Source organism: Streptomyces globisporus C-1027 (assembly GCF_000261345.2).
Classification (GTDB): domain Bacteria; phylum Actinomycetota; class Actinomycetes; order Streptomycetales; family Streptomycetaceae; genus Streptomyces; species Streptomyces pakalii.
Genome location: NZ_CP013738.1, coordinates 1,364,947 through 1,388,271 on the forward strand (window position 1 = coordinate 1,364,947; position 23,325 = coordinate 1,388,271).

Here is a 23,325-nt window from a genome sequence, read left to right on the forward strand (position 1 = left end):
CGTGGCCGGTGGCCGAACGGATTGGTCGATCACCGGATCTGCTCCGAACGGGTGAATGAGGAGTCCGGGACCAATCCGCCGGCCGCCCCGGCGCCGAACCCCCTGTGTCAGGACAGACCCCTCTCAACACGACCCTCCCGATCCAGGAGAAACGCCATGAACACGCTCCTCTTCCGCCGCGCAGCCGTCGCCGTGTCCGCAGCAGCCGTGCTGCCGCTGGCGCTGACCGCCTGCTCGTCGGACGACTCCTCCAAGGACTCGGCAGCCGGCTCCACGCCCAGCGCCTCCGCGCCGGCGAGCCCCTCGGCCGACGACTCGGCGACCATGAACGAGCCGTTCGGCCCGGCCTGTTCCTCGGTGCCGAAGGAAGGCGCGGGCTCGTTCGACGGCATGGCGAAGGACCCGGTCGCGACGGCCGCCTCGAACAACGAGGAGCTGTCGACGCTGGTGGCCGCCGTGAAGCAGGCCGGCCTGGTCGACACGCTCAACAACGCCGAGAACATCACGGTGTTCGCCCCGACCAACGACGCCTTCGCGAAGATCCCGAAGGCCGACCTGGACGCGCTGCTGGCGAACAAGGCCGAGCTCACCAAGGTCCTCACCTACCACGTGGTGGGCGAGAAGCTGACGCCGCAGCAGCTGGAGAAGGGGTCCTTCGACACCCTGGAGAAGAGCAAGCTGACGACGGCCGGCTCGGGCACGGAGTACACCGTGAACGACAACTCGAAGGTCGTCTGCGGCAATGTCCCGACCGCCAACGCGACGGTCTACATCGTCGACACGGTCCTGATGCCCCCGAAGTAGTCCTCCACCGACTCCCCCATCGACGAGGGGCGGGCAGCCGCGGTGCACGCGGGTGCCCGCCCCTCGTCGTACCCGGGAAAAACCCCGCCCGAAATGTACACATAAGCGCCGGATAAGCGCACTATGGAGGTATGGGTGCCTGCCGCACCCATCCGCACAGCGGCAGGGCCCGCAGGACCGAAGGAGACGAAAACTCATGAGCAACGTCTCACACGCGAGGAGCGACTTGTCGGGCCACCCCGACGCCTCCGAAATGCGTGCACGGTACGACCGCGTGATGGGCGGCCGCGATGTGGCGCTGGTGGACGCGCCGGTCTTCCTCGTCGGCCTCTACTGCGCCGTCTCCCCGTGGGTGCTCCACTTCACGGCGAGCCAGCCTGCCCTGGTCACGCACAACCTGGTGATGGGGATCGCCATCGCGGTACTGGCTCTCGGCTTCACCGTGATGCCCGAGCGCATGTACGGCCTGAGTTGGGCGATGTGCGCCATCGGGGCGTGGATCATCGTGTCGACCTGGGTGGTGGGCAGCAGCCCGGACGCGGGAATCATGATCAACAACATCATCGTCGGCGGACTGACGGTGCTCTTGGGCATGGTCTGCGCGGGAGCAGCGACGAGGATGCGCAGCACGTGACGGACGAGCACGAGGCGCACCCCCTACGACCCCGCTCCTCACGTCGGCCTGGGGCTCTCAGCCCCTCCGGCGCTTGAGGAGCGGGGCCCGGGGCAGCGCCCCACCTTCCAGCCCCTCCGGCGCTTGAGGAGCGGGGTCCGGGGCAGCGCCCCGGTTTCGGGAAGGGGCGGGTAGGGGAAAAAGCCCGCCGCAGGCGCCCCGCTCCCCCGCCACGCCAACCGCTCACCCCACCGAGCTGTACGCCACAACCCCCCGCAACACCGCATCCACCGCCTTCCGCGCACTCTTCGCCACCCCGGACGCCCCCTCCCCCGCATCCCGAGGCGCCGCCGCGGCCACCTGCCCCAGCACGTCGATCACCTGCTTGCACCACCGCACGAAGTCCCCCGCCGGCATCTCCGCCTCGCGCAGCACCTCGTCCAGCGTCCGGCCGGAGGCCCACATGTAGACCGCCCAGGCGAAGCCGAGATCGGGCTCACGCTGCCCGACCCCTTCCGTCTGGTTGATCTTGAAGTCCTCCTCCAGGGCGTCCAGCCGCCCCCAGATCCGCACCATCTCGCCCATGGCGACCTTGGCAGGACCGGCCGGCAGCTTCGGCGCGACCGCGTCATCCGCCTGCCGCGCCTCGTAGACCAGAGCCGAGACACACGCGGCGAGTTCGGCAGGGTTGAGCCCCTCCCACACACCCTCCCGCAGACACTCGCTGGCGAGCAGGTCTAGCTCCCCGTACAGCCGCGCCAGCCGCCGCCCGTTGGCGGTGACCTCGTTGCCCCGGAGGTAGTCCAGCTCGGTGAGGAGCGCGACGATCCGGTCGAAGGTCCGGGCGATCGTGTTCGTCCGCCCCTCGATCCGCTTCTCCAGCTGCCGGGTGTCCCGCTGCAGCCGGTGGTAGCGCTCGGCCCACCGCGCGTGGTCCTCCCGCTCGTCGCACCCGTGGCACGGGTGGGCGCGCAGCTCGGTCCGCAGCCGGGCGATCTCCCGGTCGTCGGCGGCCGGCGCCCGCCCCTTGCGGTGCCGGTCGGGCACGATGTGCCCGGCCTTGGACCGCAGCGCGGAGGCCAGATCCCGCCGGGACTGCGGCGAGCGCGGGTTGAACGACTTCGGGACGCGCATCCGCTCCAGCGCCTCCACCGGCACCGGGAAGTCCATCGAGGCCAGCCGCTTGACCTGCCGCTCGGCGGTCAGCACCAGCGGCCGAGGCCCGTCGTGGTGGTCGAAGCCGCGATGCCCGTTGGCCCGCCCTGCGGGCAGCCCCGGGTCCAGCACCAGCGCGAGACCCGCGAACTTCCCCGTCGGTACGTGGATGACATCGCCCGGCTTCAGCTTCTCCAGGGACGAGGCCGCAGCCGCCCGCCGCTGCGCCGCACCCTGCTTGGCCAGCTCCGTCTCGCGGTCCTTGAGGTCGCGCCGCAGGCGCGCGTACTCCTCGAAGTCCCCGAGGTGGCAGGTCATGCCCTCCTTGTAGCCCTCCAGGCCCTCTTCGTTGCGCTGCACCTGCCGGGAGATCCCGACCACCGACTTGTCGGCCTGGAACTGGGCGAACGAGGTCTCCAGCAGCTCCCGCGACCTGTGCCGCCCGAACTGCTGCACCAGGTTGACCGCCATGTTGTACGAGGGGCGGAAGCTGGAGCGCAGCGGATACGTCCGCGTCCCCGCGAGGCCGGCCAGCGCCGTCGGGTCGAGGCCGCGCTGCCACAGGACCACCGCGTGGCCCTCGACGTCGATGCCGCGGCGTCCGGCCCGGCCGGTGAGCTGGGTGTACTCGCCGGGGGTGATGTCGGCGTGCTGCTCGCCGTTCCACTTGACGAGCTTCTCCAGCACCACCGAGCGCGCGGGCATGTTGATGCCGAGCGCCAGGGTCTCGGTGGCGAAGACAGCCTTGACCAGCCCCCGGACGAACAGCTCCTCGACGACCTCCTTGAACGTCGGCAGCATGCCCGCGTGGTGGGCGGCGATGCCCCGCTCCAGGCCTTCGAGCCATTCGTAGTAGCCCAGGACGTGGAGGTCCTCGCCGGGGATGGACGCGGTCCGCTCCTCGACGATCTCGCGGACCAGCCGGCGGTTGTCCTCGTCGTTGAGCCGGAGTCCCGCGTACAGACACTGCTGGACGGCGGCCTCGCAGCCCGCCCGGCTGAAGATGAACGTGATCGCGGGGAGCAGCCCCTCGTTGTCCAGCCGGTCGATGACCTCGGGCCTGCCGGGCGTCCAGATCCGGCCGCGCTGACGCCGCTCGCGCTCGCGGTCGGCCTCGCGCACCATCTTGCCCCGGCGGCGGTCACGCGGGTTGTAGGTGTTCTGGCTCTCCTGCCGGGCGAGCCGGACCAGGTCCGGGTTGACCTCGCGGCGTCCGGCGCCCCGGCCCCCGTGGTCGGTGCCCTCCTCGAAGAGGTCGTACATCCGGCGTCCGGCCATCACGTGCTGCCACAGCGGCACAGGACGGTGCTCGGAGACGATGACCTCGGTGTCGCCGCGCACGGTGTCCAGCCAATCGCCGAACTCCTCCGCGTTGGACACGGTCGCCGACAGGGAGACCAGCGTCACCGACTCCGGCAGGTGGATGATCACCTCCTCCCACACCGCGCCCCGGAAGCGGTCGGAGAGGTAGTGGACCTCGTCCATGACCACATAGCCGAGGCCGGAGAGTGACTGGGAGCCCGCGTAGAGCATGTTCCGCAGGACCTCGGTGGTCATCACGACCACCGGCGCCTCGGAGTTGACGCTGTTGTCGCCGGTCAGCAGACCGACCTTGTCCGCGCCGTACCGCTTGACCAGGTCGGCGTACTTCTGGTTCGAGAGCGCCTTGATCGGCGTGGTGTAGAAGCATTTGCGGCCCTGCTCCAGGGCCAGGTGCACGGCGAACTCGCCGACGATCGTCTTGCCCGACCCGGTGGGCGCCGCGACCAGCACCCCCTTGCCCGCCTCCAGGGCCTTGCAGGCCTCGATCTGGAACGGGTCCAGGCCGAAGTCGTACATCTCCCGGAAGGGCCCGAGGGCCGTCGCCATCTCGGCCGCACGGGCGCGGGATGCCTGGTATCGCTCAGCTGGTGAGAGGTCCTCTGTCATCTTGGCTACGAGCCTACCCGTCACCTCCGACAGTCAGCCCGATCTTTAAATCCCCTTGGGCTTCCACCCGCTCGGCGCCGGTCAGGGCCCGGTGAGCACCCGCACGGCCCCCGGTACACAGGTGGCGGTGAGCGGCAGCGCACCCATCGGTTCGCCGTCCGCGTACGCCGTGACACCGGCTGCCACCAGCTCGATCGAGGAGACCCGGTGCACGGTGACGGCGGGGTGGTCCAGATGCGTGCCCCTGTAGACCTTCGGGAAGACCTTGAGCAACTCGGTGCGGGTGCACTCCCCCACCACGGTCACGTCGAAGAGCCCGTCGTCCATCTCCGCGTCGGCGCAGATCCGCATGCCCCCGCCGTACGTGGTCCCGTTGCCCACCGCGATGAGCGTCGCCTCGATCTCGCGGACCTCTCCCGCGTCGAGCCGGATCCGGTACGGGATCGGCTTGAAGGCGGCCAGTTCGGCGAGGATCGCGAGGTCGTACTTGAACCGGCCGCCGACGAAGCGCATCCGGTTGCCCCGGTCGTTCACCCGGGAGTCGAAGCCGGAGGCGAGGACGGAGCCGAACCAGCGGTCCCCGACCCGTCCCAGGTCGATCTCGCGATGGCCGCCGTCCTTGAGGGCCCGTGCGGCCAGCCGTCCGGCGTCGGCCGGGTCGCGGATCGGCAGCCCCAGCGCGCGGGCGAAGTCGTTGCCGGTGCCGACGGCGACGACCCCAAGCGGGGTGGCGGTCCCGGCGACGGCCTGGAGGGCGAGGGACATCAGCCCGTCCCCGCCCACGGCTATCAGTGCCCCGGTCCCCGCCGCGACGGCCTCGCGGGCGCGGCGCAGGGCATCCTCGGCGTCCTCGCCCAGCACCGTACGGACGGAGAATCCGGCGTCCCGCAACGCGGAAGCGGCCGGCTGCGCGGCGTGCGCGCCCCGGCCGCGTCCCGCGGTGGGATTGACGAAGAGGGTGATCTCGCTGGTCACCCGCCGGACCCTACAAGGTCAGGTGATGTCGTCGTAACCGTTCAGCCGGTGCGATCCGGGTCCGTCCGCCTCACCGGTGTTCTGGCCGGGCAGCGCGGGGCGGGAGGACGAGGAGACGTTCTCCACGCGGCCGACGGGCTCGGGCGTCAGATCGAGTTCCGAGGCTTCGTCGTCGCTGAGCTCGGCGTCGGGGTTGTTGCGGTTGCGGCGCTTGTCGTTGAGCAGCGAGAAGCCGGTGGCGATGAAGTAGAGGACGGCGAGCGGCCCGGCGAGGAGCAGCATCGAGATGGGCTCGCCGCCAGGGGTGGCGATGGCCGCGAAGGCGGTGAGACCGACGACCATGCCGCGCCACCAGCCCAGCATCCGCTTGCCGGAGACCACACCCGTCATGTTCAGCGCGACGAGGAGCAGCGGCAGCTCGAAGGCGAGCCCGAAGACGATCACCATGCGGACGAGCAGGTCCAGATAGCTGTCGAGCCCGATCTGGTTCTGTACGTCGTCCGGGCTGAAGCCGAGCATGATCTCGGCGGTCTGCGGCAGGATCGCGTAGGCGAGGTAGCCGCCGGACAGGAAGAGCGGTGCGCCGACGACGGCGAAGGCGTAGGCGTAACGCTTCTCGCCCTTGTGCAGCCCCGGGGCGATGAAGGCCCAGAGCTGGTAGAGCCAGACCGGGGTCGCCAGCAGCACACCGGACATCAGCGCGACCTTGAGCGCGTTGGTGAACGGTCCGATCAGCGTGTCGGTCTTCAGCAGGGCGCAGGACTTGCCGTCGACGGTGGTGACCACACCGTTCTTGCAGCCGACGGACTCCTGGATGGGGGCCAGAAGGAACTCGTAGATCTCCTTCTGGTAGAACGCCGCGACGATCATCACCACGACGATCGCCAGCACGGCCTTCAGCAGCCGGTTACGCAGCTCACGCAGGTGATCGAGGAGAGGCATCCGCCCCTCGTCGTCCTTCTCCTGCTTGCGGGCAGACTTGAGCAACCCACTTCCCTCGTCTCGTGCGGCGGCTGTCGGCGGAGCGCGTCGGCGGTCAGCTCTGGGTGGTGGGCTTGGCCTCGTTGACCGGGCGGGAGCTGGTGACGTCTCCCGGCGCGGCCTGGATGGTGCGCGCGGTGGTGGACTGCGGCGGGACCGTGTCGTCGACGGTCTCCGTGGTGGGCGCCGCGGTCGCCGCGTCGTCCTTCTTCATGGCCTTGGCCTCGCTCTTGAGGATGCGGGCCGACTTGCCGAGCGAGCGCGCCATGTCGGGGAGCTTCTTGGCACCGAAGAGCAACAGGATGACAGCGATGATCAGAACGATCTCGAGGGGCTTCAGATTGCCGATCATGTGCGACTTCCTTCTCACTGAGGCGGCTGGGGGGTGGGCTCGCTACCCGTTCGACCGGGCATACGTCCGATCGTTGCGCTTGGCAGCGATCGTAACCCGCAGGGGTAAACGCGAGGCAATGCCCGTGCGTACTCCGGCTTGCGGCCCCGCACCTCCCTGCCTGGGCCGACCCATGCAGCGTACCCCCCTGTGCCGTGGGGCATCAGGCCCCCGGCGCGCTAGCGCAGGCCGTCACCGGTGGCCGCGAGCCGGGTGGCGGCCCGCTCCAGGTCCTCCGAGGCCCGGTTGATGCGCTCGGTGGTGTCGGTGACCTGCCGGCCGAGGCGCTGGGCCTCGACGAAGACCTTGATGCCGAGCACGCCGAGCACGGCGATGCCCAGGAATCCGAGGGCGATGGCGAGCATGGGCCAGAACATAGGGGGTGCCTCTTCCTACGAGCTTCCCGCGGGCTTGCGGCGGGCGGGGCGCTACAGGGCGGTGTGGAGGCGCAGGGTCCGTACGCCGCCGCCGGTGAGCAGTTCGATGATGCGCTCCCCGGCGGGCTTGCGGACCGAGGCGCCGCACTCGGGGCAGGTGAAGGTGTAGAAGGTGGTGCGGCGGGTGGCGCCGATCGCGAGGCGCAGTGCGGCGGCGGCCAGTTCGAAGCGCCCCCGGCAGTCGGGGCAGGCGGCGCGGAAGCGGACGGCGGCGGGGACCGGCACGGGGACGGGACCGGCGGCGGACCGGGGCGCCGGGCGTATCCCGGTGCCGGGTGGGGCCTCCGGGCGGACTCCGGCGGCGGCCGGGAACAGGAGCGTCCGGTTCATCGTCGTCTCCCTCCCCCGGGCCCTCAGACCGCGTCCTCGTAGGCGGCGAGCGCCTCGCGGGCGGCCTCGCGGGCGCTGTCCGCGAGTTCCGGCGGGGCGACGATGCGGCCGTCGCCGCCGAGCCGCAGGGCGAGCCGGCGCAGCGAGGCCGGGTCGGGGGTGCGCAGGGTGATGCGCAGGCCGCCGTCGGGCAGTTCCTCGGCGCGGTCGTGCGGGTAGTACTCGGCGACCCAGCGGCCGCCGGTGCCGACCTCGATCACGACTTCCGGGTCCTCGGCGGCGGGCTGGACCAGACCGGCGGACAGGTCGCGCAGTTCCAGCTCGGGCGGGGCGGCGGGGGCGTCGAGGAGGCGGATCTCGGCGACGCGGTCGAGCCGGAAGGTCCGGCGGGCCTCGGAGAGCCGGCACCAGCCCTCCATGTAGGTGTGGCCGACGGCGAAGAGCCGGATCGGGTCGACCTCGCGCTCGGTGAGTTCGTCGCGCGCGGGCGAGTAGTAGCGCAGCCAGAGCCGGCGGCGCTCGGAGATGGCCCGGTCGACGTCGGCGAAGACGCCGCCCTCCGCCTCGAAGGTCACCGAGAGCCGGGAGCTGGCGGCGCCGGACTCGCCGGCGGCCGTCTCGAGCTTGGCGGTGGCGCGGACGAGGGCGTCCCGGTCGCTCTCGCGCAGGCCGGGCAGGGTGGCGACGGCGCGGGCGGCGACGAGCAGCGCGGTGGCCTCGTCGGCGGCGAGCCGGAGCGGCTCGGCGACGTCGTCCGGGTTGTGCCACCAGATGCGGTCGCCGTCGGTGTCGATGTCGAGGAGGTCGCCGCCGCGGAAGCTGGTGCCGCACATGGGCAGGACGTCGAGGTCGGAGATCAGCTCGTCCTCGGTGATCCCGAAGGCCCGCGCCACGTCCTGGACGTGGGCGCCGGGGCGCTCGCGCAGATACGTCACCAGGGACAGCATGCGGCGGGTCTGGTCGATCGCGTTCGTGGCCATCGTGTCGGCTCCCCTAGTCCTTGGCCACGGCTCGGAGCCGGTCCACCACATCGGCCCGCAGGTCGGCGGGCTCCTCCACGACGACGTCCGGGCCGAACTCGACGAGCCAGGCGTCGAGGCCGTGTCCGTACGGGATCTCCAGCTCGTCCCAGCCGTCGCCCCGGTCCCGTACGGCGGTGGCGCGGGAGCGCAGCGGGTAGCCGGCTCCGGCGCGGAGCCTGATCCGGGCGGTCCGGGTCGCGGTCTCGCCGGCCCAGCTCTCGACGGTCTCGCGGACCGTGACCACGTCGGGCACCTCGGCGCTGAAGGCTCCGGCGCGGGAGCGGACCTTGCCGGTGATGCGGGAGAGCCGGAAGACGCGTTCGGCGCCCCGCTCGCGGTCCCAGCCGGCCAGATACCAGTGGCCGCGCCAGCATTCGAGGGTCCAGGGTTCGACCTGGCGCTGCTCGGCGCGGGCGGAGTTGGCCTTCCGGTAGTCGAAGGTGACGGGGCGGCGGTCGCGGCAGGCGAGCATCAGGGGCTCGAAGGCGGCCTCGTGGACGGGGATGCGGGGTTCGAGGGCGCTGTGGACCTCGTAGTCGTCCTCGGCCTCGGGCATTCCCGCGGCGCGCAGCTTCTGCAGGGCGCCGCTGGCGGCCCCGGCGAGGCGGGCCTGCTGCCAGACCTTGGCGGCGAGGCCGAGGGCGGCGGCCTCCTCGGCGTCCAGGGTGATGGGGGGCAGCCGGTTGCTGTCGCGGCGGGCGAGGTAGCCGGTGTCGCCGTCGAGATTCTCGACGGTCTCGATGACGAGTCCGAGCTCGCGCAGATCGTCCTTGTCGCGCTCGAACATCCGGTTGAAGGAGTCGTCCGAGCCCGCCTCGAGGTAGGCCTCGATGGATCCGCGGAGTTCACGCTTGCTCAGGGGGCGCCGGGTCCCCAGCAGGCACAGCGCGAGGTTCATCAACCGCTCGGCCTTGGCAATCGCCATCGACGCCCTTTCTCCGGTGCTCTACGACGGTCGACCGTACCGCCCCGGGGTGTGGGGATCCAAAGCCGGGCCGTTGTCCGGAGCGCGGTGGGGGCCTCCGGACAGCACCGAGGGCCCCCGCCGCGCGGCGGGGGCCCTCAGGCGTACAGCGGAACGGGATCAGGCCGCGACGAGGTCGCAGACGAAGATCAGCGTCTCGCCGGGGGCGATCTTGCCGCCGGCGCCGCGGTCGCCGTAGGCGAGGTGGGCGGGAATGGTCAGCTGGCGACGGCCGCCGACCTTCATGCCCTGCACGCCCTTGTCCCAGCCGGAGATGACCTGGCCGGCACCGAGCTGGAACTGCAGCGGGGTGCCGCGGTTCCAGGAGGCGTCGAACTCCTCACCGGTGGAGAAGGAGACGCCCACGTAGTGGACGGAGACGGTCTGGCCCGCCTGGGCCACCGGGCCGTCGCCCTCCCAGATGTCCTTGATCTCCAGATCGGCCGGCGGCTCGCCGCCCGGGAAGTCGACCTCGGGCTTCTCGATGCTCACTGAACTGCTCCTAAAAGAATCTTGGGGAAAACCCCACAAGTCTTGCACGAGTCGCCCCGTCGCCCGGACCGTACCGAGAGGTGTCTCAGACCGTGCCGAGGATGTCGACGACGAAGACCAGGTTGTTCTTGGCGAGCTGGTTGGAGGGGTCGGCTCCGTAGGCCTGGTTCGGCGGGATCGTCAGCAGGACGCGGTCGCCGACGTTCTTGCCGACCAGACCCTTGTCCCAGCCCTGGATGACGCCGCCGACGCCGATCGGGAAGGCGCTCGCGCCACCGTGGTCCCAGGAGGAGTCGAACTTCTTGCCGTCCTCCCACTTCACCCCGGTGTACTGGACGACGAGGCCCTCGCCGGCCTTGACGGCGGCGCCGTCGCCCTTGATGAGCACCTGCTCCTTGAGGTCCTTCGGGGCCTTCTCGCCCTTGGGGATGGTGATGGTCGCGGCCTTCTGCGACGCGGCCTTCACCTCGGGCATCCCGGCCTCACTGGCGGCCTGGTCCCCCTTGACCTCACCCTTCTTGTCGACCTTCTTGGCGTTGACGATGTCGACGACCCAGACCAGCGGGTCGGTGGGCTTGATCCCGGACTGCGGGTTCAGCTGCTCGCCGACGATCGCCTCGGCCGTCCCTTCGACCTGGACCCGGCTGCCGACCTTGTGGCCGGTCAGCGCGTCCGCGACCTTGGTCGGCAGCATCTGGCCCTGCGTGCCGACCTCCTGCACGACCTGGGCGCGGGGGGCCTTCGGGTCGGCGCCCTGCCGCTGGGCCCAGGTGGAGCCGAGGGCCTCGATGTTTCCGGCGAAGTCCAGACGGACGATGTCGCCCTTCTTGACCTCGGCGCCGTCACCGGTCGAGACGTCGCTCGCGACGACCTTGTCGGAGACCTTGGCGTCCTTGGCGATCTCGATCTTGGGCTCGGCGCCGAACTTCCCGGAGACCTTGGCGACGGGATCCGAGTTCTTCGGGGCGGCGTCGTCCTTGGAATCGGAACCGCAGGCGGCGGTGATCAGCAGAGCGGGCACGGCCAGGACGGCGGCGACACGCCGGGCAGTTTTCGTGGGGATCATCAGTCCAACTCGCGTAGGGGGCTCCGGGCACTCCCGCCACTCTACGACTTCGCCCCAGCTGCATCACGAGTACCGACACGGCTGTACGCCGGGGCGACCGGCCCCGGCGTACAATGTGTCCCTTTTCCTGCGAGTCCCACGGGTTCCGCGAGTCCCGTGGGCTCCGCGCGGGCGGACCGGTCACATGCCGGCGATGAGCTTCTCCACCCGTTCGTCCACGGACCGGAACGGGTCCTTGCACAGCACCGTGCGCTGCGCCTGGTCGTTGAGCTTGAGGTGGACCCAGTCGACGGTGAAGTCCCTCCGCTGCTCCTGGGCCCTGCGGATGAAGTCGCCGCGCAGCCGCGCCCGGGTGGTCTGCGGGGGCACCGACTTGCCCTCGAAGATCTTCAGGTCGTTGCAGATGCGGGCCGTCTGCCCCTTCTTCTCCAGGAGGTAGAAGAGACCGCGGCGACGGTGGATGTCGTGGTAGGCGAGGTCTATCTGGGCGACCCGCGGGTTCGACATGGTCATGTTGTGCTTGGCCCGGTACCGCTCGATGAGCTTGTACTTCATGACCCAGTCGATCTCGGTGTCGATCCGGTCGAGGTCCTGGGCCTCGATCGCGTCCAGGGCGCGGCCCCACAGCTCCAGGACCTGGTCGACGGTGCCGGTGCGGATGCCCCGGCGCTCGACGAAGTCCACGGCCTTCTCGTAGTACTCCCGCTGGACCTCGATGGCCGAGGCCTCCCGGCCGCTGGCCAGGCGCACCTTGCGCTGTCCGGTGAGATCGTGGCTGACCTCGCGGATCGCCCGGATCGGGTTCTCCAGGGTCAGGTCGCGCATCACCGTGCCCGCCTCGATCATGCGGAGCACCAGGTCGGTGGCGCCGACCTTGAGCAGCATGGTCGTCTCGGACATGTTCGAGTCACCGACGATGACGTGGAGGCGGCGGTACCGCTCGGCGTCGGCGTGCGGTTCGTCACGGGTGTTGATGATCGGCCGGGAGCGGGTCGTCGCGGAGCTGACGCCCTCCCAGATGTGCTCGGCACGCTGGCTGACGCAGTAGACCGCGCCACGCGGGGTCTGGAGCACCTTGCCGGCGCCGCAGATCAGCTGCCTGGTGACGAGGAACGGGATGAGGATGTCCGCGAGCCGGGAGAATTCTCCGTGCCGGGCCACGAGGTAGTTCTCGTGGCATCCGTAGGAGTTTCCCGCCGAGTCGGTGTTGTTCTTGAAGAGATAGACGTCGCCCGCGATTCCCTCCTCGTGCAGGCGGCGTTCGGCGTCGACGAGCAGGCCTTCGAGAATGCGCTCGCCGGCCTTGTCGTGGGTGACCAGTTCGGTCACGTTGTCGCATTCCGGGGTTGCGTATTCCGGATGCGATCCCACGTCGAGGTAGAGGCGGGCGCCGTTCCGCAGGAAGACGTTGCTGCTGCGGCCCCATGACACAACACGGCGGAAGAGGTAGCGCGCCACTTCGTCAGGTGACAGTCGGCGCTGTCCCCTGAACGTGCACGTGACGCCGTACTCGTTCTCCAGCCCGAAAATGCGGCGGTCCATGACTGAACATTACGCCTTATGGCCCGAGCTGAAACCGGGTTCGACGGCACCGTTTCGATCATTTTCCGATCCCGTCACGACGGCAGCCGTACGGGCGGGAGCTGCGAGGACCCTTCCGGTGGCCAGCAGGACGATCAGAGCCGCCACTCCCCCGGCCCCCGCGACGGCGAAGCTCCAGGCGGTCGAGCCGAGTTCGACGGCCGGTCCGGCGACGGCGGTGCCGGCCGCGGCGCCTACGCCGAACGTGGTGACGAGCCAGGAGAACGCCTCGGTCACCGTGCCGCGCGGGGCGTGCCGGTCGACGACGATGAAGGAGCAGGCGATGGCCGGGGCGAGGAAGACGCCGGCGAGGGCGGCGAAGGCGGTCATGACGGGCACGGAAGGGGTGAGCGTCAGCGGCAGATAGCCCAGCGCCAGCAGTCCGACGATGACCCGCAGCCGCTTCTCGGGGGCGCCGGCCCACTGCCGCGCCCCGTATGCCAGTCCGCCGATCAGCGCGCCGAGGCCGAGCGCGGCCATCAGCCAGCCGTACACCGACTCGCGCCCGTGGTCGTCGGCGTACGCCACCCCGGCCACGGTGATGGAGCCCAGCGCGAGGCCGACGAAGAAGAACGCGCCGAGGAGCGCGAGGAGTCCGGGCGAGCGCAGGGCGCCGAGCCAGTGCGCCTCGCGGGGCGCGGAGCGCCAGGTGCGGGAGGGCTCGGACAGGACGACCGAGAGGGCGCCGAGGACGCCGATGGCGTTGATGACGAGCAGCGCGGCGGCCGGGGACCAGAGCGAGACGAGCAGCGTCACCAGGAGCGGCCCGACGGTGAACATGATCTCCTGCGCCACGGCGTCCATGGCGTAGGCCCGGTGCACCTGCCCCTCGCCCTTGAGGACGCTGGGCCACAGGGCCCGCAGGCCGCCCTCCAGGGGCGGGGTGGCGACTCCGGCGACGATGACGGCGAGGTAGGCCAGCGGGAGAGAGCCGAGGCCGGCGAGGGCCAGCAGGGACATGCCGAGCGCGGAGAGCACGGCGGCCGGGAGCTGGACGCGCGGCTGCCCGTAGAGGTCCACCGCCCGGCCGAGCAGCGGCTGCCCGACGGCGGTGGCCAGGCCGTACGCGGCGGCGAGCGCGCCGGCCAGGGTGTAGCTGCCGCCCTCCGCCCGGGTGAACAGCACGATCGCGATGTGGGCGGTGCCGTTGGGCAGCCGCCCCACCAGGGTGCCCGTCAGCAGCCGGGCGGCATGCCGCGCCCGGAGGATGTCCAGATATCCTGCGGCCATTCCCGCCCCTCTCCGCCCCGGCCGACCGTGCGCCCACCGAAGTGTTACGTATAACGTCGAGGTTCATACGTACCATGTGCGCAGTTCGCGGGTCCACCCCGCGGCGTACGGAGACGTCCCGCACGGAGGCACGAGTGACCAGCGCGCAGCAGCCCGTCCCCGCCCGGCCCACCAGTCGTGACGTGGCCCGTGCGGCGGGTGTCTCCCAGGCGACGGTCTCCCTGGTGCTCGGCGGGAAGTGGCCGGGCCGGGTGTCGGAGGTCACGGCCCAGCGGGTGAGGGAGGCCGCGGCGGAGCTCGACTACCGGCCCAATCTGGCGGCCCGCAGCCTGCGGCTCGGCCGCACCAGGACGGCGCTGCTGGTGGTCCCGGCGCTCACCAACGAGTTCTTCGCCCGGGTGTACGCGGGGGCCGCGGCGCTCGCCGCCGAGCACGACTTCGGCGTGGTGCTCTACCCGTCGCCGGACGGCACGGGCCCGGCCCGGGACCCCTTCGCCTCGGCCCGGGCCGCGCTCGACGGGGTGATCGCGTCCTCGATGGCCGCCGATGCGCTGGACGCGCTGCACGGGGCGGATCTGCCGCTCGTGATGCTGGACAGCGACCCCTCGGGCACCGGGCCCGCCGCCCATGTGAACCTCGACATCGCGGACGGGATGCGGCAGGTGACGGACCACCTGCTGGGGCTCGGCCACCGTCGTTTCCTGCATCTGGCGTCCGCCGTGGACACCTGGACGTTCGCGGTGCGCGCCGAGGCGCTGCACGACGCGCTGGGCGCGGCGGGTGACGCGACGGTGCGTACGGTACGGGCTCCGCTGGACGTGGGGGCGGGGCGCGAAGCGGCCGAACAGGCTCTGGCGGCCGCCGGGGAGCGGCCCACCGCGATCGTCTGCGACGACGACATCCTGGCCGCCGGGGCCTGCAAGGCGGCGCGCAGGCTCGGGCTGCGGGTGCCGGACGAGCTGTCGGTGACCGGGTTCGACGATCTGGCGCTGGCCACCGCGCTGGAGCCGGAGCTGACCACCGTGCGGCTGCCGGCGGAGCAGGTCGGGGAGCGGGGCATGGAGGCGCTCCTCGCCGTGCTGGACGGCCGGCCCGCCGGGCAGGGCGGTCTGCCGGTCCAGCTCGTCGTACGCGGCTCCACGGCGCCCCCGCCCGCCGCCCGGGCATGACCGTGCCCCCGAGCCGGGACCCGGGGGCACGGTCGAGCGTCGCTCGGCTACTGGTCGGTCTCCTCCGTGGAGCCGGACGCGCCGCCGGTGTCCGTACCGGTGGAGTCGTTGTCCTCGTCGTCGGACGGGGCGTCCGTGGGCGTGCTGGCGGCGGATTCCGTCTCCAGAAGCCGGGCCAGCTGACGGCCGACGATCCGCTTGAACTTGCGCTGCTGGGGGCGGGTGCGGTCCAGGACCGCGACCTCCAGACGCTCCGCGGGGATCTCCCGCTCGCCGCCGCCCGGCTCTCGCGAGAGCGCTTGGACGGCCAGCTTGAGCGCCTCGGCCAGCGTCATGCCGTCGCGGTGGCGCTGGTCCAGGAAGCTGCTGATCTGCTCGGCGTTGCCGCCGACCGCGACCGAGCCGTGCTCGTCCACGATCGAACCGTCGTGCGGCAGCCGGTAGATCTGGTCGCCCTCGGGTTCGCTGCCGACCTCGGCGACGACCAGCTCCACCTCGTACGGCTTCTCGGCCGCGCTGGAGAAGATGGTGCCGAGCGTCTGGGCGTAGACGTTGGCCAGCCCGCGGGCCGTCACATCGTCCCGGTCGTAGGTGTATCCGCGCAGATCGGCGTAGCGCACACCGCCGATGCGGAGGTTCTCGTACTCGTTGTACTTGCCGGCGGCGGCGAAGCCGATCCGGTCGTAGATCTCGCTGAACTTGTGGAGCGCGCGGGACGGGTTCTCGCCGACGAACACAATGCCGTCGGCGTACTGCAGCACAACGAGGCTGCGACCACGGGCGATGCCCTTGCGGGCGTATTCCGCCCGGTCGGCCATGGCCTGCTGGGGTGAGACATAGAACGGCGTCGACACCGGCTATCCGTCCCTTCCTGTCAGTGACGAGTGCATCGGAAAAAGGCTCGGAGTCCGGATCAGAGCAGCGCGGCGCGCGGGCCGTCGGGCTGCTCGAGTCGGCGCTCCAGGATGGAGCGCGCGATCTCGGAGGACTCCTGGTCGGTCAGCCTCCGGAAGCCTTCGTCGGTGATGACGGTGACGATCGGATAGATGCGGCGGGCCACGTCCGGGCCGCCGGTCGCCGAGTCGTCGTCCGCAGCGTCGTACAGCGCCTGCACGACCAGGGTGAGCGCCTGCTCCTGCGTCAGGTCCTCGCGGTAGAGCTTCTTCATCGAGCCGCGAGCGAAGATCGACCCGGAGCCGGTGGCGGCGTAGCCGGTCTCCTCGGAGCGGCCGCCGGTGACGTCGTAGGAGAAGATGCGGCCCTTCTCCCGGTCGATGTCGTAGCCCGCGAAGAGGGGAACCACGGCGAGGCCCTGCATGGCCATGGCGAGGTTGGAGCGGATCATGGTGGAGAGCCGGTTGGCCTTGCCCTCCAGGGAGAGCTGGGCGCCCTCGACCTTCTCGAAGTGCTCCAGCTCCAGCTGGAACAGCTTGACCATCTCCACGGCCAGTCCGGCGGTGCCCGCGATGCCCACCGCGGAGTACTCGTCGGCCGGGAAGACCTTCTCGATGTCGCGCTGGGCGATCATGTTGCCCATGGTGGCGCGCCGGTCGCCGGCCAGGACCACGCCGCCGGGGAAGGACGCGGCGACGATGGTCGTCCCGTGCGGCGCCTCGATCGCCCCCTGGAGCGGCGGCAGGCTGCGGTTGCCCGGGAGCATCTCGGGCGACTGGTCGGACAGGAAGTCCATGAACGAGGACGAACCCGGCGTCAGGAAGGCAGCTGGTAGACGCCCGGTGCTACGAGTGTTGGCTTCCACGCGTTTCCCTCCAGGTATGCGATGGCCCTGCGCAAGAGAGTCAGGATCATCCCCCAACTTGCCGATGGCCGAATTGCCGTTGAAGCAACTTGTGCCACGGACCCTACCCGCCCCGCGGGAGTGATCCACATGTTCGGCGGGGGATATCCGCGCCGATCCGGCGGCCCGTCGGCCGGGCCCCGTTCGGCGGGCGGGGTGACGGCCTGCGCCGTCACCCCGCTTCCTACCGATTCCTATCGAGCGTTCACACTCGTGAACTACTCGCCACCCTTTTGGACGAAGGACCTCACGAAGTCCTCGGCGTTCTCTTCGAGCACGTCGTCGATCTCGTCCAGCACCGAGTCGACGTCGTCGCTCAGCTTCTCCTGTCGCTCCGCAAGGTCCTCGGACGCCTGCGCGTCCTGCGCCTGCTCCTCGACCTCCTCGGTGGAACGTGTCGCCTTCTGCTGTCCGCCGCCGGTGTCCTTGGTCGCCATGTAGCTCACCCCGCTCGGTTCGAAGCAATCGAAGCTCTTGATCAGACCCTACCCACCGGGTCCGACATTTGGCCCGGTAGTTGATGCAAGCCCGTGCCTCAGGTGATTGATTCCCAGCCCGGAGGCCTTTCAGCCGCCCGACAGCGTCCGGACCAGCTCCTCCGCCGTACGGCAGCGGTCGAGCAGATCCTTCACGTGCTCCTTGGTCCCGCGCAGCGGCTCCAGGGTGGGCACCCGCTGCAGGGAGTCGCGGTCCGGCAGGTCGAAGATCACCGAGTCCCAGGAGGCCGCCGCCACGTCGTCGGCGTACTGCTCCAGACAGCGGCCGCGGAAGTAGGCCCTGGTGTCCTCCGGAGGCGCCGTACGGGCCTTGGTGACCTGGTCCTCGTTCAGGAGGCGCTTCATCTTCCCGCGGGCCGCCAGACGGTTGTAGAGGCCCTTGTCGGGCCGTACGTCCGCGTACTGGAGGTCCACCAGATGCAGCCGGGGGGCGTCCCAGTCCAGCGCGTCGCGGCGGCGGTAGCCCTCCATCAGCTCCCGCTTGGCGATCCAGTCCAGCTCGCCCGACAGGCTCATCGGATCGGTCTCGAGCCGGTTGAGGGTGTCCTCCCAGCGGGTCAGGATGTCCTTGGTCTGCTCGTCGGCGTCGGCGCCGTACCGCTCGTCGACGTACTTGCGGGCCAGCTCGAAGTACTCCATCTGGAGCTGGACCGCGGTGAGTGTCCGGCCGCTGCGGAGCGTGATCAGCTGCCGCAGGTCCGGGTCGTGGGAGACCTGGTGCAGGGTGCGCACGGGCTGGTCGACGGCCAGGTCGACGTTGATGAAGGCGTCCTCGATCATCGACAGCACCAGGGACGTGGTGCCGAGCTTGAGATACGTGGAGATCTCCGAGAGGTTGGCATCGCCGATGATCACATGGAGCCGGCGGTACTTCTCGGCGTCGGAGTGGGGCTCGTCCCGGGTGTTGATGATGGGGCGCTTGAGCGTCGTCTCCAGGCCGACCTCAACCTCGAAGTAGTCGGCGCGCTGGCTGATCTGGAAGCCGTGCTCGTGGCCGTCCTGGCCGATGCCGACCCGGCCCGCGCCCGTGACAACCTGGCGCGAGACGAAGAACGGCGTCAGATGGCGCACGATGTCCGAGAACGGCGTCTCCCGCTGCATGAGGTAGTTCTCGTGCGTGCCGTAGGAGGCGCCCTTGTTGTCGGTGTTGTTCTTGTAGAGGTGGATCGGCTGGGCGCCGGGGATGGCGGCCGCCCGCTCGGCGGCCTCCGCCATGATCCGTTCGCCGGCCTTGTCCCAGAGCACCGCGTCGCGCGGATTGGTGATCTCCGGGGAGCTGTATTCGGGGTGCGCGTGGTCGACGTAGAGCCGGGCGCCGTTGGTGAGGATGACATTGGCCAGGCCGATGTCCTCGTCGGTGAGCTGGCTGGAGTCGGCGGTCTCACGGGCGAGATCGAAGCCTCGCGCGTCACGCAGCGGGTTCTCCTCCTCGAAGTCCCAGCGGGCACGTCGCGCCCGGTGCATCGCCGCCGCGTAGGCGTTGACGATCTGGGACGAGGTGAGCATGGCATTGGCGTTGGGGTGACCGGGGACGGAGATCCCGTACTCCGTCTCGATGCCCATTACTCGCCGTACGGTCATGCGGCCCTCCTTGCCCGGCGTCGGCCCCTCCCGGAGCGACGCTCACGTACCGCTGCTGTGTCCGGTGCGTCTGTGCGGTGCCCGTCACCGCACTGCGCGACTCGGCGGTACCGCAGAGCCTAGAGCGCCTCTGCGCCGGTGGGGAGATCAATTACGAGTTTGCTCCGGCATGGCCGGAACTGGGAATGAAACCGGCTGCGGAGGCCCCTGGGGCCTTCCGCAGCCGGTCCGGGTATTACAGGTACTGGCCGGTATTGGCCACCGTGTCGATGGAGCGTCCGGTGTCCGCGCCCTGCTTTCCGGTGACGAGCGTGCGGATGAAGACGATCCGCTCACCCTTCTTACCGGAAATCCTGGCCCAGTCGTCCGGGTTGGTGGTGTTCGGCAGGTCCTCGTTCTCCTTGAACTCGTCCACACAGGCCTGCAGGAGATGAGCGACCCGCAGCCCCTTCTGGCCCTGTTCCAGGAATGCCTTGATGGCCATTTTCTTTGCCCGGTCGACGATGTTCTGAATCATCGCGCCGGAGTTGAAGTCCTTGAAGTACAGGACTTCCTTGTCGCCGTTGGCGTACGTGACCTCGAGGAAGCGGTTCTCCTCGGACTCCGTGTACATCCGCTCCACGACCGACTGGATCATGGCGTGGGCGGCGGCCTCGCGCGAGCCGGTGTGCTCGGAGAGGTCGTCCGCGTGCAGCGGGAGCGACGGGGTCAGGTACTTCGCGAAGATGTCCTTCGCCGCCTCGGCGTCCGGACGCTCGATCTTGATCTTCACATCGAGCCGGCCGGGCCGCAGGATGGCGGGGTCGATCATGTCCTCGCGGTTGGAGGCGCCGATGACGATGACGTTCTCCAGGCCCTCCACCCCGTCGATCTCGGCGAGCAGCTGCGGGACGATGGTGTTCTCCACGTCCGAGCTGACGCCGCTGCCGCGGGTGCGGAAGAGGGACTCCATCTCGTCGAAGAAGACGATGACGGGGGTGCCCTCGCTCGCCTTCTCCCTCGCCCGCTGGAAGACCAGGCGGATGTGCCGCTCGGTCTCGCCGACGTACTTGTTGAGCAGCTCGGGGCCCTTGATATTGAGGAAGTAGCTCTTCCCCGCGGGCTGCCCGGTCACCTCGGCGACCTTCTTGGCGAGCGAATTGGCGACGGCCTTGGCGATGAGCGTCTTGCCACAGCCGGGCGGGCCGTAGAGCAGGATGCCCTTCGGCGGGCGAAGCTCGTGCTCCTTGAAGAGGTCGGGGTGCAGGTACGGAAGCTCGACCGCGTCGCGGATCAGCTCGATCTGGTCGCCCAGGCCGCCGATCTTGTCGTAGTCGATGTCCGGGACCTCTTCGAGGACGAGCTCCTCGACCTCGCTCTTGGGGACCACCTCGTAGACGTAGCCGGACCTGGAGTCGAGCAGCAGGGCGTCGCCGGAGCGGATGGTGATGTCCAGCAGCGGCTCGGCGAGCCGCACCACCCTCTCCTCGTCGGTGTGCCCGACCACCAGGGCACGCTCGCCGTCCTCGAGGATCTCCTTGAGGGTGACGATGTCCCCGGCCCGCTCGAACTCCATGGCCTCGACCACGTTGAGCGCTTCGTTGAGCATGACCTCCTGGCCACGCCGCAGGTCCTCGAGCTCGACACTGGGGCTGACGTTCACCCGGAGCTTGCGGCCCCCGGTGAAGATGTCGCAGGTGCCGTCCTCGTTGGCCTGCAGGAAGACGCCGAAGCCGGCCGGCGGCTGCGCGAGCCGGTCGACCTCTTCCTTGAGGGCCACGATCTGGTCACGCGCCTCACGGAGCGTGTTGGCGAGCCGCTCGTTCTGAGCGGACACGCCTGCCAGATTCGTCTGCAACTCGACGATCCGCTCTTCGAGAATCCTCGTATGACGCGGAGAGTCGGCGAGCTTACGTCGCAGGACGGCGATTTCCTGCTCGAGATAGGCAACCTGGCCGGCTGGGTCCTCGGACCCTCGCGCGGGCCGGGAGCCGCGGTTGATGTCGTCGTCGTGGGCTGCCACGGTCCTCACCTCCTCCATGGGGAGCTGGACGCTTCCTGACCCTACCTGGGTGGGTGGTGATTGAAACCCCTAGATCACAAAGACTGCGGGGCGTGTCCGATCTTCACCCTTGCGCTCTCCCTCACGTCAAGGGAATACCCACCCTTCGGCACCGGAAAGCCGCCGGTTGTATCGTCGAACTGTTCAACACCCGTCAGGGCTGGCTCCAATTGGTTCGGATACGCAGGAACGGCAGGACACATGACCGTGCAGCAGGACTCGCCGGGCGACAGTGACACGCAGGACCTGGAGGTCTGGATCGACCAGGACCTCTGTACGGGGGACGGCATCTGTGTGCAGTACGCCCCCGATGTCTTCGAGCTGGACATCGACGGCCTGGCGTATGTGAAGAGCTCGGACGACGAGCTGCTGCAGGACCCGGGGGCGACCACTCCGGTGCCGCTGCCGCTCCTCCAGGACGTCGTCGATTCGGCCAAGGAGTGCCCCGGCGACTGCATCCACGTGCGGCGCGTCAAGGACAACGTCGAGGTGTACGGGCCGGACGCCGAGTAGTCGTCCGGGGGCGAGCCCCAAGGGCGTACAGGCGGCGCTCAGACGCTGCGGGCGAGCTCCCCGGAGCTGCGGACGAACGCCTGCCCCTTCCACCGCCAGGAGGCCTGTTCCTCCTGGTCGGGGCAGCAGCGGGGCACCTCCAGCGAGGAGTAGCCGAGGAGGGTCGCCGAGACGACGCCGTCGCGTACGGCGAAGTCCCCGACGGTCTTCTTGTCAGCGGGGTCCACCAGGGTCGCCACGACCCGGGGTGCGGCCCCGCTCGCCTGTGTCAGGACGTAGATGCCGCCGGGCGGGGTCCCCGATCCGGCGGCGCAGTGCACCACGGCGACGGTTTCCGGCCGCCCGTCGCCGTCGAGGTCTCCGGGGGCCTGTTTCGCGACGGTCGTCCCGGCGCCGCCGCACTGCAGCGGGAAGTCGACTCCGGCCGGGTCAGGGGCGGGCACGGGAGCGCCGTGCTGCGTGGTGGTCCGCTGCTCGGAGGCCGTGGCGGTCGCCGTGGCCGTACGGGGCTGGAGCAGCCCGGCCAGCGCGACGACGCCCGCCATCGCCGCGGCCGTGGCGAGCCAGTGCATCGGCTTGGCGGCGGTGTGGGCGAGGTCCGGGAGCGCGGAGGTCTGCACGCGGTATGTCTCCTGATGGTTCCTGGGAGCCCGGTGGAGGGCTGGGAACACCCCGAGGGGTTGCCCGGCATCGTGCCACACCTCACACCCGGGTGGAACGCCGGGGTCAACGAAAAGGCGCCGCCGCGCCGTTCTCCGGTCGGTCGGGGAACTGCGCGGCGGCGCCGGTGCGTTGTGAGGGTCAGCCGCGGTCGGTGGCGGAGCCTCCGCGGCTCTGGCTGCCCGGGCCCTCGTAGTCCTCGCCGTAGGCCCCCTTGGAGGGGCGGCGTCGGCGCAGCGGCGGCTCGACGCCGTCCGCGAGACGGCGGGCGGTGACCAGGAAGCCGGTGTGGCCGATCATCCGGTGGTCGGGGCGGACGGCGAGGCCCTCCACGTGCCAGTTGCGGATCATCGACTCCCAGGGCTGCGGTTCGGCGAAGCAGCCGATCTCGCGGATGGACTCGACGGTGCGCGAGAGCTGGGTGGTGGTGGCGACGTAGGCGCAGAGGATGCCGCCGGGCACCAGGGCCTTGGAGACGGCCTCCAGGCACTCCCAGGGGGCGAGCATGTCCAGCACGACGCGGTCGACGTCGGTGTCGGAGAGGTTGTCCTGGAGGTCTCCGACGGTCAGCTGCCAGGCGGGGTGCGGCGAGCCGAAGTAGCGCTCGACGTTCTGCTGGGCGATCTCGGCGAAGTCCTCGCGGCGCTCGTAGGAGTGCAGCATGCCCTGCTCACCGATGGCGCGCAGCAGGAAGGTGGAGAGCGATCCGGATCCGACCCCCGCCTCCACGACGCGGGCGCCGGGGAAGATGTCGGCGAAGGCCAGGATCTGGCCCGCGTCCTTGGGGTAGACCACGGCGGCGCCGCGGGGCATGGACAGGACGTAGTCGGGGAGCAGGGGGCGCAGCGCGAGGTAGGCGACGTTTCCCGTGGTGCGGACAACACTGCCCTCGGGAGCACCGATCAGCTCGTCGTGCTGGAAAGAACCCTTGTGGGTGTGGAAGTTCTTTCCGGCTTCGAGCGTGAAGGTGTAGTGGCGTCCCTTGGGGTCGGTGAGCTGTACCTGGTCCCCGACCTTGAAGGGCCCACGTCGGCGGGCGGCACCGGTCGGTTCAGACATGTGACCAGCCTACCGGTGATTCCGGGGCCTCCTGCCG

Annotated in this window: 23 protein-coding genes and 1 pseudogene; 4 read left to right on the forward strand and 20 right to left on the reverse strand. The window is 70.2% G+C overall.

Features of this window, described 5'->3' with window-relative positions; genetic code table 11:
• Positions 1-156: 156 nt before the first annotated feature.
• Both WQO_RS05900 and WQO_RS05905 read left to right on the forward strand, forming a co-directional pair.
• The gene (locus tag WQO_RS05900; protein ID WP_010057138.1) at positions 157-804 is read left to right on the forward strand and encodes a fasciclin domain-containing protein; all 648 of its coding nucleotides are present in this window, start codon (positions 157-159) and stop codon (positions 802-804) included.
• Positions 805-1,000: 196 nt separating this feature from the next.
• Positions 1,001-1,438, forward strand: coding sequence for an SPW repeat protein (locus WQO_RS05905; RefSeq protein ID WP_010057137.1), 438 nt, complete (start codon positions 1,001-1,003; stop codon positions 1,436-1,438).
• 222 nt (positions 1,439-1,660) lie between these two features.
• Here WQO_RS05905 and WQO_RS05910 read toward each other — a convergent pair whose 3' ends face one another.
• The 12 genes from WQO_RS05910 to WQO_RS05965 all read right to left on the reverse strand — a co-directional run bounded on the left by WQO_RS05910 (position 1,661) and on the right by WQO_RS05965 (position 13,970).
• Positions 1,661-4,501 (reverse strand): DEAD/DEAH box helicase, encoded by a 2,841-nt coding sequence (locus tag WQO_RS05910; RefSeq protein ID WP_029181976.1) that lies wholly within the window; start codon positions 4,499-4,501, stop codon positions 1,661-1,663.
• A gap of 81 nt (positions 4,502-4,582) precedes the next feature.
• On the reverse strand, positions 4,583-5,476 hold the full coding sequence (locus WQO_RS05915) for a diacylglycerol kinase (RefSeq protein WP_010057135.1): 894 nt from the start codon (positions 5,474-5,476) through the stop codon (positions 4,583-4,585).
• Between the two features lie 18 nt (positions 5,477-5,494).
• Positions 5,495-6,463: a twin-arginine translocase subunit TatC gene (gene tatC / locus WQO_RS05920; RefSeq protein WP_010057134.1), complete on the reverse strand. Its 969-nt coding sequence runs from the start codon at positions 6,461-6,463 to the stop codon at positions 5,495-5,497.
• Positions 6,464-6,512: 49 nt separating this feature from the next.
• Positions 6,513-6,809: a Sec-independent protein translocase subunit TatA gene (tatA, locus tag WQO_RS05925; protein WP_010057133.1), complete on the reverse strand. Its 297-nt coding sequence runs from the start codon at positions 6,807-6,809 to the stop codon at positions 6,513-6,515.
• Positions 6,810-7,027: 218 nt separating this feature from the next.
• Positions 7,028-7,225: a hypothetical protein gene (locus WQO_RS05930; RefSeq protein ID WP_006123367.1), complete on the reverse strand. Its 198-nt coding sequence runs from the start codon at positions 7,223-7,225 to the stop codon at positions 7,028-7,030.
• Positions 7,226-7,276: 51 nt separating this feature from the next.
• Complete coding sequence (locus tag WQO_RS05935; RefSeq protein ID WP_010057132.1) at positions 7,277-7,615, reverse strand: hypothetical protein; 339 nt, start codon at positions 7,613-7,615, stop codon at positions 7,277-7,279.
• 23 nt (positions 7,616-7,638) lie between these two features.
• Positions 7,639-8,595 carry a helix-turn-helix transcriptional regulator gene (locus WQO_RS05940; protein ID WP_010057130.1) on the reverse strand — a complete coding sequence of 319 codons (957 nt, stop codon included), beginning with the start codon at positions 8,593-8,595 and terminating at the stop codon, positions 7,639-7,641.
• Positions 8,596-8,608: 13 nt separating this feature from the next.
• Positions 8,609-9,562, reverse strand: a complete 954-nt coding sequence (locus WQO_RS05945; RefSeq protein WP_058953885.1) for a helix-turn-helix transcriptional regulator — start codon at positions 9,560-9,562, stop codon at positions 8,609-8,611.
• A gap of 159 nt (positions 9,563-9,721) precedes the next feature.
• Complete coding sequence (locus WQO_RS05950; protein WP_006123371.1) at positions 9,722-10,093, reverse strand: FKBP-type peptidyl-prolyl cis-trans isomerase; 372 nt, start codon at positions 10,091-10,093, stop codon at positions 9,722-9,724.
• A gap of 85 nt (positions 10,094-10,178) precedes the next feature.
• Entirely contained in the window at positions 10,179-11,159 is a 981-nt protein-coding gene (locus tag WQO_RS05955) for an FKBP-type peptidyl-prolyl cis-trans isomerase (RefSeq protein WP_010057127.1), read from the reverse strand.
• Positions 11,160-11,339: 180 nt separating this feature from the next.
• The gene (gene pafA / locus WQO_RS05960; protein ID WP_010057126.1) at positions 11,340-12,701 is read right to left on the reverse strand and encodes a Pup--protein ligase; all 1,362 of its coding nucleotides are present in this window, start codon (positions 12,699-12,701) and stop codon (positions 11,340-11,342) included.
• 9 nt (positions 12,702-12,710) lie between these two features.
• Positions 12,711-13,970, reverse strand: coding sequence for an MFS transporter (locus tag WQO_RS05965; RefSeq protein ID WP_010057125.1), 1,260 nt, complete (start codon positions 13,968-13,970; stop codon positions 12,711-12,713).
• Positions 13,971-14,104: 134 nt separating this feature from the next.
• On the opposite strand from WQO_RS05965, the gene WQO_RS05970 reads away from it, so the two are divergent.
• The gene (locus WQO_RS05970) at positions 14,105-15,139 is read left to right on the forward strand and encodes a LacI family DNA-binding transcriptional regulator (protein ID WP_010057124.1); all 1,035 of its coding nucleotides are present in this window, start codon (positions 14,105-14,107) and stop codon (positions 15,137-15,139) included.
• Positions 15,140-15,186: 47 nt separating this feature from the next.
• Here WQO_RS05970 and prcA read toward each other — a convergent pair whose 3' ends face one another.
• The 6 genes and pseudogenes from prcA to arc form a co-directional block, all read right to left on the reverse strand.
• The gene (gene prcA / locus WQO_RS05975) at positions 15,187-15,993 is read right to left on the reverse strand and encodes a proteasome subunit alpha (protein ID WP_010057123.1); all 807 of its coding nucleotides are present in this window, start codon (positions 15,991-15,993) and stop codon (positions 15,187-15,189) included.
• Positions 15,994-16,052: 59 nt separating this feature from the next.
• Entirely contained in the window at positions 16,053-16,898 is an 846-nt protein-coding gene (gene prcB, locus WQO_RS05980) for a proteasome subunit beta (RefSeq protein ID WP_010057122.1), read from the reverse strand.
• Positions 16,850-17,042 (reverse strand): annotated as a pseudogene (locus tag WQO_RS36705) (endonuclease domain-containing protein); the annotation flags it as partial. The gene prcB and the pseudogene WQO_RS36705, both read right to left, overlap by 49 nt.
• A gap of 113 nt (positions 17,043-17,155) precedes the next feature.
• The gene (locus tag WQO_RS05985) at positions 17,156-17,374 is read right to left on the reverse strand and encodes a ubiquitin-like protein Pup (protein ID WP_010057120.1); all 219 of its coding nucleotides are present in this window, start codon (positions 17,372-17,374) and stop codon (positions 17,156-17,158) included.
• A 129-nt stretch (positions 17,375-17,503) separates the two neighbouring features.
• Positions 17,504-19,015 (reverse strand): depupylase/deamidase Dop, encoded by a 1,512-nt coding sequence (gene dop / locus WQO_RS05990; protein WP_010057119.1) that lies wholly within the window; start codon positions 19,013-19,015, stop codon positions 17,504-17,506.
• Positions 19,016-19,250: 235 nt separating this feature from the next.
• Positions 19,251-21,017, reverse strand: coding sequence for a proteasome ATPase (gene arc, locus WQO_RS05995; protein ID WP_010057117.1), 1,767 nt, complete (start codon positions 21,015-21,017; stop codon positions 19,251-19,253).
• A 240-nt stretch (positions 21,018-21,257) separates the two neighbouring features.
• Here arc and WQO_RS06000 point away from each other — a divergent pair, with 240 nt between their 5' ends.
• A complete protein-coding gene (locus WQO_RS06000; RefSeq protein WP_006123384.1) occupies positions 21,258-21,569 on the forward strand; it encodes a ferredoxin in 312 nt (103 codons plus the stop codon).
• Between the two features lie 38 nt (positions 21,570-21,607).
• Here the strand turns inward: WQO_RS06000 and WQO_RS06005 are convergent, their stop codons facing one another.
• Together WQO_RS06005 and WQO_RS06010 are read right to left on the reverse strand one after the other, a co-directional pair.
• On the reverse strand, positions 21,608-22,189 hold the full coding sequence (locus tag WQO_RS06005; RefSeq protein ID WP_058953886.1) for a hypothetical protein: 582 nt from the start codon (positions 22,187-22,189) through the stop codon (positions 21,608-21,610).
• 181 nt (positions 22,190-22,370) lie between these two features.
• A complete protein-coding gene (locus WQO_RS06010; protein ID WP_010057114.1) occupies positions 22,371-23,288 on the reverse strand; it encodes a tRNA (adenine-N1)-methyltransferase in 918 nt (305 codons plus the stop codon).
• Positions 23,289-23,325: the final 37 nt, after the last annotated feature.